This is a genomic window from Pseudomonas putida (assembly GCF_028682455.1).
GTDB classification, from domain to species: Bacteria; Pseudomonadota; Gammaproteobacteria; order Pseudomonadales; family Pseudomonadaceae; genus Aquipseudomonas; species Aquipseudomonas putida_AA.
The window spans coordinates 66,894-79,971 of the sequence record NZ_JANHLD010000002.1 but is presented as its reverse complement, the minus strand read 5'-3'; the positions used below and the strand labels follow the sequence as shown (position 1 = coordinate 79,971).

Annotated in this window: 15 protein-coding genes; all 15 read left to right on the top strand. The window is 63.3% G+C overall.

What is annotated here, in order from left to right:
- The first annotated feature begins 332 nt into the window (after positions 1–332).
- The 15 genes from NPS58_RS11155 to NPS58_RS11085 all read left to right on the top strand — a co-directional run bounded on the left by NPS58_RS11155 (position 333) and on the right by NPS58_RS11085 (position 13,030).
- Complete coding sequence (locus NPS58_RS11155) at positions 333–545, top strand: hypothetical protein (protein WP_003296458.1); 213 nt, start codon at positions 333–335, stop codon at positions 543–545.
- 23 nt (positions 546–568) lie between these two features.
- Positions 569–961 (top strand): hypothetical protein, encoded by a 393-nt coding sequence (locus NPS58_RS11150; protein ID WP_015879470.1) that lies wholly within the window; start codon positions 569–571, stop codon positions 959–961.
- A gap of 97 nt (positions 962–1,058) precedes the next feature.
- Positions 1,059–1,520, top strand: coding sequence for a hypothetical protein (locus tag NPS58_RS11145; RefSeq protein ID WP_015879471.1), 462 nt, complete (start codon positions 1,059–1,061; stop codon positions 1,518–1,520).
- A 99-nt stretch (positions 1,521–1,619) separates the two neighbouring features.
- Positions 1,620–2,282 (top strand): hypothetical protein, encoded by a 663-nt coding sequence (locus NPS58_RS11140; RefSeq protein ID WP_003296461.1) that lies wholly within the window; start codon positions 1,620–1,622, stop codon positions 2,280–2,282.
- Positions 2,283–2,402: 120 nt separating this feature from the next.
- A complete protein-coding gene (locus NPS58_RS11135; RefSeq protein WP_015879472.1) occupies positions 2,403–3,146 on the top strand; it encodes a hypothetical protein in 744 nt (247 codons plus the stop codon).
- Between the two features lie 291 nt (positions 3,147–3,437).
- Positions 3,438–4,250 (top strand): hypothetical protein, encoded by an 813-nt coding sequence (locus tag NPS58_RS11130; RefSeq protein ID WP_003296462.1) that lies wholly within the window; start codon positions 3,438–3,440, stop codon positions 4,248–4,250.
- 593 nt (positions 4,251–4,843) lie between these two features.
- Positions 4,844–5,758, top strand: a complete 915-nt coding sequence (locus NPS58_RS11125) for a DUF3577 domain-containing protein (RefSeq protein ID WP_015879473.1) — start codon at positions 4,844–4,846, stop codon at positions 5,756–5,758.
- Between the two features lie 153 nt (positions 5,759–5,911).
- Positions 5,912–6,739: a DUF932 domain-containing protein gene (locus NPS58_RS11120; RefSeq protein WP_003296474.1), complete on the top strand. Its 828-nt coding sequence runs from the start codon at positions 5,912–5,914 to the stop codon at positions 6,737–6,739.
- A 98-nt stretch (positions 6,740–6,837) separates the two neighbouring features.
- Complete coding sequence (locus NPS58_RS11115) at positions 6,838–7,530, top strand: DUF3275 family protein (protein WP_003296475.1); 693 nt, start codon at positions 6,838–6,840, stop codon at positions 7,528–7,530.
- A gap of 89 nt (positions 7,531–7,619) precedes the next feature.
- On the top strand, positions 7,620–7,961 hold the full coding sequence (locus NPS58_RS11110; protein WP_003296476.1) for a hypothetical protein: 342 nt from the start codon (positions 7,620–7,622) through the stop codon (positions 7,959–7,961).
- An 83-nt stretch (positions 7,962–8,044) separates the two neighbouring features.
- Positions 8,045–8,701: a hypothetical protein gene (locus NPS58_RS11105; protein ID WP_003296477.1), complete on the top strand. Its 657-nt coding sequence runs from the start codon at positions 8,045–8,047 to the stop codon at positions 8,699–8,701.
- A 66-nt stretch (positions 8,702–8,767) separates the two neighbouring features.
- The gene (locus tag NPS58_RS11100) at positions 8,768–9,877 is read left to right on the top strand and encodes a DUF6094 domain-containing protein (protein ID WP_015879474.1); all 1,110 of its coding nucleotides are present in this window, start codon (positions 8,768–8,770) and stop codon (positions 9,875–9,877) included.
- Positions 9,878–9,932: 55 nt separating this feature from the next.
- The gene (locus NPS58_RS11095) at positions 9,933–10,253 is read left to right on the top strand and encodes a hypothetical protein (RefSeq protein WP_015879475.1); all 321 of its coding nucleotides are present in this window, start codon (positions 9,933–9,935) and stop codon (positions 10,251–10,253) included.
- 98 nt (positions 10,254–10,351) lie between these two features.
- Positions 10,352–10,648: a hypothetical protein gene (locus NPS58_RS11090; protein WP_425313077.1), complete on the top strand. Its 297-nt coding sequence runs from the start codon at positions 10,352–10,354 to the stop codon at positions 10,646–10,648.
- A 96-nt stretch (positions 10,649–10,744) separates the two neighbouring features.
- Positions 10,745–13,030 carry a helicase-related protein gene (locus NPS58_RS11085; RefSeq protein ID WP_015879477.1) on the top strand — a complete coding sequence of 762 codons (2,286 nt, stop codon included), beginning with the start codon at positions 10,745–10,747 and terminating at the stop codon, positions 13,028–13,030.
- Positions 13,031–13,078: the final 48 nt, after the last annotated feature.

The window sequence follows — 13,078 nt, the reverse complement described above, 5'->3', positions numbered from 1 at the left end:
GCCGGGACTGCCAGGTTTTCACACAGTCTGGATTGCGGGGCTTTTTTTCGTCCATCAATCGGGACGCCTCGGATTCCCATTTGCGCATGACGCCGGCCTAGCGCCGGCGGAAGCTGTCGGCATGCGTCGCTGACCTCGTCAGCACCATGCCAGCAGCCAGGGTTTCAGGCTGCCGCGGGATTCCCCTCCCGTGCGACCCACACCAGTCCGCCATCGCATCGAGTCCGCGGACGCGCGCCCTCACGGCGCCGATGCCGATTCATCCACCGCCAGCGGGAGCAGCCATCCCGTCCAGGGCCATGGCGATCCTGCTTCCTGAAAGGAGCTCCGCCATGTCCCAGCAAGCCTCGTTCGGCCACTTGGCCCTGATCTACGCCGGCAAACACCTGCCGCTCCAAGTGCTTCACAGCGCCGCCGGCCACTACATCGGTACGCGCGACATCGAAGGCCCCGTCTCCCGCGAGTCGGCCGAGTACTTCCGCAGTTCGGCGGCAGCCCAGCGAGCCCTCGACCGAGGCGGCTGGACCCAGCTGCCCACCCCTTGATCCCCATCCATGAGGAGACCGTCATGAATCAGCTTCTACCAACCGACGTCGTCGATCAGATCATGCGTGAAACGCGCCATTTCGAGCGTGCGCCCGAGGCCTTTTTCAAGGCTTGGAAACGCGGTGCGGAAATCGCCGGGCCCGAGTGGTTTGGCGATGGCACCCGCGAAGGCCTGCGCCGTGCCGCCAGCAAGTGGGACTTGCGTCCGAACCTGCTGGAACTCAACGACGCCCTGGGCGTTTTGAGCGGCGGACAGCGCATGTTCCTGTCCGCGATGGTGAGCTTCTACAACTCGCGCGAGGGCGCCGCGATGCTCAAGCGCTGCGGCTTCGAGGGGCTTTCCGACCTCGGTGGCCTGGATCTGGAGCGGCGTCAGGTGATCGCCGATCTGGTACTCAACTACAGCGGCTGGTAGGTCCGAACGACCGACCACCGCCATTTTCTCAACCCCCAGCGAGGGACATCCGTCCCTTCGGGGCGGTGTCCCTCCATTCTTCCCACAGGAGCGACCCATGTCCCGAAATCCGTCCTTTGCCGTCGTCCTCGAAGGAGGCCTGGTGCAGGCCATCGTCGTGCAGGACTGGCCCGATCATCTGCCGCTGCCGCCATTCGCGGTAGTGGACTACGACACCGAAGGCGCGGCCGACGACGAAATCGTCTGCTTCGACATCGGCAACTCCGAAGCCGAAGCCCTGTGCCGCAGCGACACCCCCACGGTGTTCGAGTCCTTGCCGGACGCGCTGTCACCACGGGTTGTGCTTGCCGCACTGGGCGAGCCCGTCCTGGATGACACACCCAAACCGCTGGCGATCGCCCGCCGGGTGCGGCAGAACGTCCTCGATCTGGATGCCCGGATCAACACCAGCGAGCAGGCACCGACGGGCGACGACTACAACGCGCTCTACGTCTTGGCCAACTGCGGCCTGATCGAACTGCTGAAGTCTCTGGGCGACCCCACCGACTTCGGCGAATAGCGCTTTTCCACCTTTGCCCGAAGCCACGGTTTCGGGTTCATCCCCGCGGATGCCATGTCCGCAGGGGCTGGCTCCGCATCACCAACCAGGAGCCACCCCATGGCAAACAACTACTACGACGCCACCGGCGTCCTCGTTCTCGACCAAGTCACCCCGGTGATTACCGCGCTGTTCGGCGGTTTGAAGCTGGATGCCTCATACCCCGGCGACGGCGAGGTCTACATCGCCCAGATTGCCGAAGACAGCGGCGCGCATTGGGACGATGTCTGCGAAGACCTCGTTGCACTGGCCCAGTCGCTGGGGCTGTCCGTGCCCAGCGAGGGCCCTCCCACGATGGACGACGTTCTGGCCGTGCTTTCCAGGCATTTCGGCACCGACCAGGACGAAGATCTGCAGCACCTGATCGAACACCATCGTTTCGAGGACGACTCGGATCTCGACGCGCTGTTCCTGATCGCCACGCGACTCGACGATGGTCACGGCCTCAAGGAGATTCGCTTCGAGGGTTGCTGGTATTGCAGCAAACCACGCCTCTTCAACTTCGGCGGTGACGGTTCTTTCATCAGCCGCGAGTTCTCGGTCTTCGGTGCCTCCGGTCAGGTGCTCGATCTCGGCAACCGTATCCGGCAAGCCCTTCTGATTCAGAACCTGGAGGCTGCTGCCAATCTGTTCGCCCGGGAAACACAACGCCTGCTCGCCGGCATCACCGACGAAACGCAGCGCCGGCAATTGCAACACCGCCTGTCCGAGCTGTTGAGCTGACAGGCCGCGATACGACGCTTGATCCATACCGGTGCCGCCTGCCGGCACCACTTCCTTTCCCACTGGGTCGATCCCCGGTGGGGGTTGGCCCTGCGTCACCCCTCACCGGAGAATCAAACCATGGACCATTCATCCAATCCTTTCGCCCGCGGCTACTACGGTTTCGAGATTCGGCGCCTTGCCGTCATCAGCTACGACGAGCGCCACCCGCAAACCTTTCTGCCGCTGCATCCATCGCAGGCTCATCTACCCGATGACAAGGTGGCGTACCAAGCGTGCATCTTCAACGATGATTTCGTGCTGATCACCGAAGGCCAAACGGTGCCCGCCGAACTCGATGCCTTGTGCGGCGGCAGCGGCGCCGTGCAGGCCGTGTACCACAGCATCTATGGCCGAACCCTCGATAGAGGCTTCATCCATGTGGGCGACAGCTACACACTGGAATATGCCCAAGCGGTGGTGCGCAATCTGCAGTTCGAGACGGGCTTCTACAGCCGTGCCTGGGAGATCAGCACGGCCCACATCACCGAAGCATCGGGCCGCTACCTGTGCGAACTGGCGGATATCGCCACACCGAGCGGGTTCCTGTTCGTCGCCTTTCGCATCCCGTACAGCCCAGCCATCGGCGTCAAGCTGATCGCCACACCCTGGACGGATGAGAACCTGATGCACGTCGAAGGCATCACCGCCGAGCAACTGCGCCGGGAGCACCTGTCCAAGGGCATGCCCGAGGATCTGGCCGACGTACTGGCGCTGGCCGGACAGGCTGACGTCAGGGTGCTGGTATTCGATGCTGATGCCAACGAGCTGGACGGTCTGACCGTCTTCGAGGAAGAGGACGACACCCCCTCTGTGGACACCTGACCAGTCATGTCCCCCCGAGCCCCTCCGATGAGGGGCTTTTTTCTGCCTCGGGAATGCGGTGCAGGCCGGTTCGGTTTATCGCAGGCCGGGCCGGCCAGGCTCTGCCATCCTGCTGCCATGTTCGCTGGCGTAGCCGGCAACATCCCAGGCGGTCAAGGCCATCGAGACCGCGGCATGCCGATCGCGTGCTGGCTTTCATCCTCTTCCGGACGCACCGCGTCCATCCAATCCACCCACTTGGGACAACCCGTCCCCTGTGGCCGGGAAGTCCCTTTTTTCTGGAGATTTCCCATGGACCATCAACTCATTCGTCAACAACTCCCGACGCTGGTTTCCGGCCATGTGCCGTCCAATGCCCGCGGCTTCAAGTTCGTCATCTTCGACGGTGAGCCCAAGGTATCGACGATGGGCTTCCATATCGATCCCAAGCCTTTTGAAGGCAAGGTCATCGCGAGCACAGACGAGGCCATTGTCGTCAAGACCGGACGCACCCAGTTCATGGTGCTCGACCGGTCGCGCGTGACCGAGGAACCCGACGAAGGTGCCAAGGTACAGGTCGAGCCTTATGCCAGACGCCGCTTCGACGGCTTGCGGGCGGATACCCCCGAGGAACGCACCGAGTACACCCACGACGGCCAGCCCTACAAGCTGCAGACGTTCGTGCTCGGTTCGGCTCCGGCGAAACTGCCGGTCCCGCAGCCGCGCTGCCTGGAACTGCAGCAACTCATCGAGCAGTTGGAAACGCTGCCGGCGCCCGACGGCTACCGGCGCATCACGCACCTGTTGGTCGATGCTGGCGCGTGCGACTTCACTTGGGTCGATCCACTGCCCAAGGACATCATCGCCACGCCGCCGGCCATCAGTTTCAACGTGGTCACTGCGAAGTTCCAGGGGCGCGTCACCGTGCTGTACGAACGAGGCGACGATCTCTATGCGGTGGAACTGCACCGCGACGGTGAGCTGGTGGAGCGCGTGGATGAGGTGTTCTTCGATGACCTCGGCAACACGTTGGAACGCCTGATCGACGATGGCAGTTGGCGCCAGATTCGCGTCAGCACCGTGCAGAAGCCCGCACGGCGCAAGCCGCGGGCGGTATCCGCATGACTGCGCGAAGCGGCTGAGTCCGTCGGCGGCATTTCGTCCTTTCCGCACCGCCTTGTCGGAGCATTCATCCACCACGGCACTTGCCCCGGAAACTGGCCTCGCGCCAGCTTCCGGGGCTGTGCCTATCTGCTGGGAAATATCTCATGACCGTGTCGGCAGAACACTGAACCTGCCTCAGCCCCCCGGTTCCGCCGCGAGTGCGCACTTAGCTGGCCTGTTTTACCGAACGCCAGGACGACCTGTTTGACCCTGCCGAAGAGACCATCGGCTGCTATTGCGGCGATTGAATGCGGTCAGGCGACAGTACTCATTCCCGATGGTGTGCGAAGCCGCGCGGTGTGAGGCTTGCCCCATGCTTGCTGACGTTGTCAGCGACATGCCAGGCAACCATCGGTCTTCGAGGTTGCGGCGCGGCACCCGCCGCGTGACCGAGCCAGTTCGCAACGCATCCCTCCGTGCGAACGACCATCGGCTTGCCGGTGGTGGATGCACCTTCCTAGTCCATTCGCCTTATCAACCCACCGCGGGGTTACGCACCCCCCCGCGCAGTCGGGTCCGGTGTGTCTCCGCTTCATTCCCATTGGAGATTCACCATGACCAATACGACTTCCAACGCGAAGAGCTACTTCGATCTTCACACCGAGGGCTACGCCCGCTTGCAGCGTGTCCGGGAGGTTCCTGTCCGTGGTGGCCGCCGTGCGCAGCCGTTCCTGGCTTGCACTGTCGCCGCACTCGTCGGATCCGCCAAAGACCCCGTCACCCGCTACTTCGACGTCAAAGTCTCCGGTGCCGACGCCAAGAAATTGGTCGAGGGTTACATCGGCGTCGATGACCCGAGGCAGCGTCCGCTGGTCAAGTTCCGGCTCGGCGATCTCTGGGCCGATGCTTTCATCCGTACCAGTGGTGACCGCAAGGGCGATCCGGCAGCCAGTCTCAAGGGCCGACTGTTGAAAGCCGAACTGATCGATCGTGCCGAACTGGCGCAGATCAAGCAGTACGAGCTGATCACCCGGGGTATCGGTTATCTCAACCGTCCGCGCGAGGTTACGCCGAAGGATGGCGATCCGTTCCTGTCGTGCTCCATCGGGGCGCTGGCCGGCCCGGTCGATGAGCCGGATTACCGGTACATCAACACCATCGTCGCCACTGCGGACGCCCAGCATCTGGTGCGCCGCTGCGTACAGGCCATCGAGGCCGAGCGCAAGGTGCTGATCGCCTTCCGTCTCAACGACATGAAGGCCGATGCGTACCTCCGCACCAAGGGCGAGCGTGCCGGCGAACCGGCGGCGAGCCTGGAATCCAAGCTGATCCACATCGGCCTGATCAAGATCGATGGCCAGCAGGTCTTTCCGGCCGCCGCACCGGCGCCCGTTTCCGAGGACGCTGCGGCGACCGAGGATGCGGATACCGCCGATGGCACCGTCGAGGCGCCGACCGCCGAGTCCGTTCAGGACGAACCCGTGCCGGCACCCGAGGCCGAGGAACCCGCACTCGCGGCTTCCTTCTGATCCACCCCCGCAAGGCCCCATTCCGGGGTCTTGCTTCTTATCCCCAACCTGCCTGCAGGCCACTGACGTGGCGCGTGGGCGTTCGTCTTTTCATCCCCGCAGTCCGTTCCGCACCGTGCGGATTCGGCTGCATAACAATCCCAGGAGAATGCCATGTCTCTCGCATCCCGTTTCGCACCGCGCTCACCGGTACTGCGCTCGGACCGTCCTCTGTTGGACGACCAGATTCGCGCCGTGGTGCCGTCGATCTTTGCGGAAACACCGCACGAAAGCCGTTCCCAGCGGTACAGCTACATCCCGACGGCCACCGTGCTGTCGGAACTTCGTCAGGAGGGATTCCTGCCCTTCATGGTGTGCCAAACACGTGTCCGCAACGAGGACCGCCGCGAGTACACCAAACACCTGATCCGCCTTCGCCACGCCAGCCAGATCAATGGCGACGAAGCCAACGAGATCATCTTGTTGAACTCGCACGATGGCACCAGCAGCTATCAGATGCTGGCAGGTCAGTTTCGATTCGTCTGCCAGAACGGGCTGGTCTGCGGCGACACGTTCGCGGACATCCGCGTGCCTCACAAGGGCGATGTCGCGGGCCAGGTCATCGAAGGTGCCTACGAAGTCCTGAAAGGCTTCGAGCGGGTGCAGGAAGCGCGCGAGAGCATGCGCGCGATCACGCTGGAGGCTGGGGAGGACGACGTTTTCGCCCGTTCGGCCCTGGCGCTCAAGTACGACGATCCGGACAAGCCCGCGCCTGTCACGGAGAGTCAGTTGTTGGTTCCCAGACGCTGGGACGATCGCAAGAGCGACCTCTGGTCGATCTTCAACCGCGTCCAGGAAAACCTCGTCAAGGGAGGGCTGACCGGACGCACTGCGAACGGCCGCCGCCAGCGTACCCGCCCTGTACAGGGTATCGATCAGAACCTGCGCCTGAACCGCGCCCTCTGGATGCTCGCCGAAGGCATGCGCCAGTTGAAGTCCTGAGCCACTACTCGGACCTCGCCCGTCAGGGCGGGTCCATTTTCTTCCTGACCCGTTGCGCGCCGCGCAAGACGGTTCCATTCATCACAAGGAGATACGCCATGGCTACAGCAGCCGTTCAATCCGATCCGCCCCTCATCGTCCGCGGCCAACTCGCCATCCGCACCATCCCGGGCCGCAACGGACGGTTCACGGTCGGTCGCCTCACGACCCGCCTTGGACTGTTCCATGTGAAAGACCCGGAACTGGAGCAGTACCCCGAAGGGAAGTACGAGGGTGAGTTCGTCATCCGCTACATCTATCCGAAGGCCTATCCGGTTGGCGATGGCATGCGCTTTGAAATCCGCGCCAACCTGGACGGCATGACCCTGTCGGGCATCGACAAGCTGAGCAAGGCCGAGGCTCGCGCCTTCGCCGCACAGGACGTCGATCCGCTCGATGAAGAGCTGGGCACGCCACCGGCGACAACGCCGGCAGCAGCCGAGAAATCCAAGTCCCGGTCCAAGCCGGAGCCCGCGCCCGTGCAGGCATCGAAAGACCCGCTGGTCGATACCACGCCATTCGGCGTCGATACGCCGTCCGCCACCGTGGCCGCTTCGGGTGGTCCCGAGAGCGACGACGCGGCGCTGTTCGGCATTCTCTGGCCGTTGGAAGAGTCGGTGAAACTCGACTCGACCATCGATCGCCGCACCCTACGTCTGCAGATCGCGCGGCTCAACCAGTTGGGCTATGCCTTCGACGCCACGGCCCAGCAATGGAACCTGCAACTCGCACCCGAACCGCAGGCTGCCTGATCGTCCTGCCGCATCCGCGGCATTTCATCCACCCGCCGGGGCGACCCCGATGGGGAGGTTCCCGGCTATTTCAATCGAGGAGCTTCACCATGAGTCGGCACTACTTCGACACATTCCACAAAGGATTTCCCGTCACCGTACTACTCGGCTGGGATCGGCCGATGAACTACTTCTTCTTGGTCATCGAGAAGCCAACCGAGTTGATCGACGACACCATGAAGGTCGAGAGCGACGACTTCTTGTACAGCAATCTGCACGAGAGCGATCCGTTCAACCATGACCTGGACTACTACCGTGAGGTCTTACGTCATTTTCAGATCCTTGTGCCGGAAAGCCTGTTCATCGAGGTCCAGCACGACGCTGAGAGAAATGTCGGCAACCGCGTAGTCAAGCATCAGGCCGACGGTTCGTTCACCGAACGTGAACTCTGAGTAGTCCGCGTTCTTTCATCCCTAACGGGGCATTCACTGCCCCTGCGGGTGGTGGTGCCCCTGACTTCATTGAGGACTCCACCATGTCTGCACCTTCATCCCCACAGTTGCTGTACCGCATCGACGAATGCGGCGACGTGATGGCCGATGCTTGCGTCTGCGGCGAAGACGGCGATCTGGTCTTTCTATCGGTCTGGGCGCGGGACACCGCGATCCAGCAGTTTCTCGCCCGGCTCACCTTGGGCCGCGACGAGGATGGACTGGACCAGTTCCATCTCGTCACCGACCAGGGCGGCTCCGTGCCCGTGTTCGTTCCCTCGGTCGAGCGTCTGGAAAAGCGCTTGACCCGCAGCTATCGCCGCACCCTGTTCGGGTCGCTCGTCAATCTCTGGCTGTTCGATCGGCGCTGCATCCGGCCGGACAAGGCCACCACCAGCGCGCTCGCACTGTTGCCGCGCGCGGCGGCCGATCCTACGTCGCGCCTCTGGCTGCTCGTCAAGGAGACGTGCCCGCTGCCCTTGCTGGATCACTGGCAAGGGACGGTGCTGGCACTGCTGCGAGACCGCGACATGCTCCGCGACCTGCCGACGGCCCTCGGGCCGCTGCGTGGATTTCGTCTGGGGCTGGATGTGCCAGCGCTCACCGAAGCACTGAGCAGCCTGATCCGCCAGGGCGTACTGACCGCCCATCCGCTCCCGCAGCCGGCGACCACCCAAGGGTCGCTGGAAGCGGTGGCCTGACCCACGGCAGGTGCGTGCGACCGGCGCGCACCCGCTTTCCTTCATCCCCGCTACAGGAGATTTCTTATGGCACTCATGTTCCCGCGGCTCGCCCGCAATTTCGTCAAGGCCGGCTACTTTCCGACCGACGAACCCACGCTCGAAAGAGCGCTCAGCGCACTGGCGTCCGGCGACGGGCCGATGTGCATCCTCGATCCTTGTGCAGGCGAAGGCGTCGCCATCGCGGAGGCTGCGCATGCCCTCGGGCGTGACCAGGTCACCGCCTATGCGGTGGAGTTCGACCCGGAGCGCGCCAACCATGCGCGTCTGCTCGTCGATCACTGCATCCAGGGCGACCTCATGGACACCCTGATCGCACGCCAGAGCTTCGGTTTGCTGTGGCTCAACCCGCCATACGGGGATCTGTCCAAAGATGCGAACGGCAACATCGGCTACGACGGCAAGGGCCGCGCACGGCTGGAAAAGTTGTTCTACCAGCGGACGCTGCAACTGCTGCAGTACGACGGCATCCTGGTTTTCATCGTCCCGCACTACGTGCTCGACCAGGAGTTGGTCGGCTGGCTCACGCGGCACTTCGCCGATCTGCGCATCTACCGTGCGGTGGATACGCAGTTCAAGCAAGTCGTCGTGTTCGGTCGCCGGGCCCGCCAGCGCGAGCTGGTGGGCGATGAGGTCAAGAACGCCCGTGCCCGCCTGTTGCAGATCGGGCAAGGCGACCTGGAAGCGGAGGAACTGCCACCCACGTGGCCGTCGCTTCCGTACGTGGTCCCCGTCGCCCAGCACGAGCCGGAGCACTTCTACCGTCTGAGCATGGAGCCGGCGCAGTTCGCCGACGAAGTGCAGCGCCTGCATGGCCTGTGGCCGTCGTTCGAGACCCATCTGGGCGCCGCCCAGCAGTCCTTGCGCCGCCCGGCGCGCGCATTGTCCCAGTGGCACCTGGCACTGGCCCTCGCGGCCGGCGCGATCTCCGGTGTCGTGCAGTCGAAGAACGGCCGCACCCTGGCCGTGAAAGGCGACACCTACAAGCAGAAGGCGACGACCACCGAATATCGCGAGCGCGATGACGGTTCAATCGCAGAGACACGCATCCTCACCGACAAGTTTGTCCCCGTGATTCGTGCCTGGGACTTGTCCCCGGACTCGGCCACCCTCGACCGGATTCTCACCATCCACTGATCGCATCGGGCGGCTCGCCGCCTTGCTTCATTCATCCACCAGAAGGAGAACTCCCATGCTTTCGCGTTTGTTCGCGCGGCGCGAGCCGCAAGCCCGTCCGTTGTTCGCCCTCGGTTCGCTGAGGCTGAGCGAGAAGGTGCACTGGTTGGCCAGCAAAGGCCTCATTGATCCCTTGCCTTATGTGCAGCGCCATGTGCGCGGCGATTGGGGCGATGTCGACGAGACCACCCGCCAGGTCAATGATGTGGCACTCGACCAGGACAATCCCATGATCTCTCGCTACAGGATCACGCCGCAGCTGCTGCTGATCGTGATGACCAGCGAGGATCACCGCACCACCGTGGTCCAACTGCCCGAAGAGCAGTCCTCGATCTAGCACCAGCCCATTTCATCCACCCACCGGGGTCATGTCGCCCCGATGGGGACGCCATGACCCTTTCTTTCATCGAAGGAGCTATCACCATGGCAACTGTAATGTCCATCAGCACGGCCCCCAATCTGCGCTTCTCGCCGGGCGCGACGGTCATGACCGTCGGCGTGGCCAATCTGGTCGAACAGGGACGGCTCAACCCGAGCCCGTACCTTCGCCGCCACCTCAGCGGCGACTGGGGCGACCTCGACGAGGACGATCGGCGATCGAACGATGCCGCGCTGGCATCGGGCGAGGCCCGGTTGCTCTCTTCGTACCAGGTCGATCCCGATCTGAAACTCTGGATCATCACTGAGTGGGACCGCAGCGTCACGACGCTGTTGTTACCCAGCGAGTATTGATTTCCGGGCGGCTGCGCGCCGTCCACTCACCTTCACCCCCAGGGGCATCCATCGCCCCTGGGGGCGGTGCATGCCCCATTTTTTTGGAGCATCACCATGACCATGCAACTCGAAGCGGCCCCCGCCGCACCTTCCATGCCCGCCACGGGCGATCTGTTCAAGCCTGCGGACAGCGAAAGCGATCTGTCTTTCAGCCTGCAGGATTTCGTCACCGAGTTTGGGGATGAGTTACTCGACTCCCTCAACCGGGCCAACCCGCCCGTTTACAACGGTGTGCCGCGCGCCAACCGCCAGCTCGTCCTCGCCAGCCTCAAGCGGCAGCTGTTCCCCGCCCAGGCCGAGGTCGTCCATGCGGCCGCCGAACTGCTCGTCAATCAGGGCGAGCGCGCGGCCATCGTCAATGGCGAGATGGGGACGGGGAAAACCACCGTCGGCATCGCGCTAGGGGCGGTGCTCAACGCGGAAGGCTATCGCCGCACGCTCGTCCTCAGCCCGCCCCATCTTGTCTACAAATGGCGGCGCGAGATCCTCGAAACCGTCGCCGGTGCGAAAGTCTGGGTGCTCAACGGCCCGGACACATTGCTCAAGTTGATCAAGCTGCGCGAGCAGTTGAACGTGCCGGCCGAAGGGCAGGAGTTCTTCATCATCGGCAGGGTCAGAATGCGGATGGGATTCCACTGGAAGCCCGCCTTCGTCCGCAAACACACCCGTTACGGCATGGTCGGCGCCTGCCCGCACTGCGGGACGGTGGTCACTGATCTCGACGGCGAGCCGGTCAATGCTCTGGAGCTGGAGGCGGAAGAAATCCGCCGCAAGTGCAATGTCTGCGACGGCGCACTCTGGACGCTGATGCGGCCGCGCAGCCTGTCGGGCAGTGATCAGTCCTCGGCGGTGCTGCGTGCGCTGAAGAGAATCCCGACCATCGGCGAGGCCACGGCCAACAAGCTGATGAAGACCTTCGGCGATTCGTTCCTGGCGTCGATGCTCGGCGACAACCTGCACAACTTCATCAACCTGATGGACGAGCGCGGGGAGTTGGTGTTTTCCGACCGGCAGGCGCAGCGCATGGAACGCGCCATGTCCTCAATGGAGTTCGGCTTCGGAGAAGGCGGCTATCAGCCCTCGGAATATGTGAAGCGGTATCTGCCGCAAAGCACCTTCGACTTGCTCATCGCAGATGAAGCCCATGAATACAAAACGGGTGGATCGGCGCAGGGCCAGGCGATGGGCGTCATCGCAGCCAAGGCACGCAAGACCGTACTGCTAACCGGTACCCTCATGGGGGGCTATGCAGACGATCTCTTTCATTTGCTGTTCCGGGCCTTGCCCGCGAGGATGATCGAAGATGGTTACCGCCCGAGCGCCAGCGGCAGCATGAATGCCGCTGCCATGGCGTTTATGAGGGACCATGGTGTCCTCAAGGACATCTATTCCGAGAGCAACGGGCCGGCCCACAAGACCGCCAAAGGCTCGAAGATCACCGTCAGAACGGTCAAGGCACCCGGGTTCGGGCCGAAAGGCGTACTGCGCTGCGTGCTGCCGTACACGATCTTCCTCAAGCTCAGAGACATCGGCGGCGTGCTGCCGCCGTATGACGAAGAGTTCCGGGAGGTCGCCATGGATGCCGGGCAGGCCGACGCCTACCGCAATCTGGCCGCCAGCCTGACGGCGGAACTCAAGGAGGCCCTGCGCAAGCGGGATACCACCTTGCTGGGCGTAGTCCTCAATGTGCTGTTGGCGTGGTCCGACTGCTGCTTCCGGGCAGAAACCGTGCGCCACCCGCGTACGCGCCAGGTCCTGGCCTTCACACCGGCCCAGTTCAACGAGCTGGAGATCATGCCGAAAGAGCGTGAGCTGATCGACATCTGCCGCGAGGAGAAAGCCGCGGGTCGTAAGACCCTGGTGTACTCCGTCTACACCGGCACGCGCGATACCACCAGCCGTTTGAAGATGTTGCTGGAGCAAGAGGGTTTTCGGGTGGCGGTACTGCGCGCAAGCGTGGATGCCTCTCGCCGCGAAGACTGGATTGCCGAGCAGCTCGATCGCGGGATCGACGTCCTCATCACGAATCCGGAACTGGTGAAAACCGGCCTGGATTTGCTGGAGTTCCCCACGATTGTGTTCATGCAGTCGGGGTGGAACATCTACACGTTGCAACAAGCCGCGCGCCGGTCATGGCGGATCGGCCAGAAGCAGCATGTGAAGGTGATCTACCTGGGGTATGCGGCCACGTCGCAGATGACGTGCTTGGCCCTGATGGCGAAGAAGATCCTGGTATCGCAGAGCACCTCCGGCGACGTCCCGGAATCGGGGCTGGATGTGCTCAACCAGGACGGCGATTCGATCGAGGTCGCCCTGGCCCGGCAACTCGTCGCGGCCTGATACTCTCGTTCATGCCGGCGTCCCTCTGGGCGCCGGCTTTTTTTATTC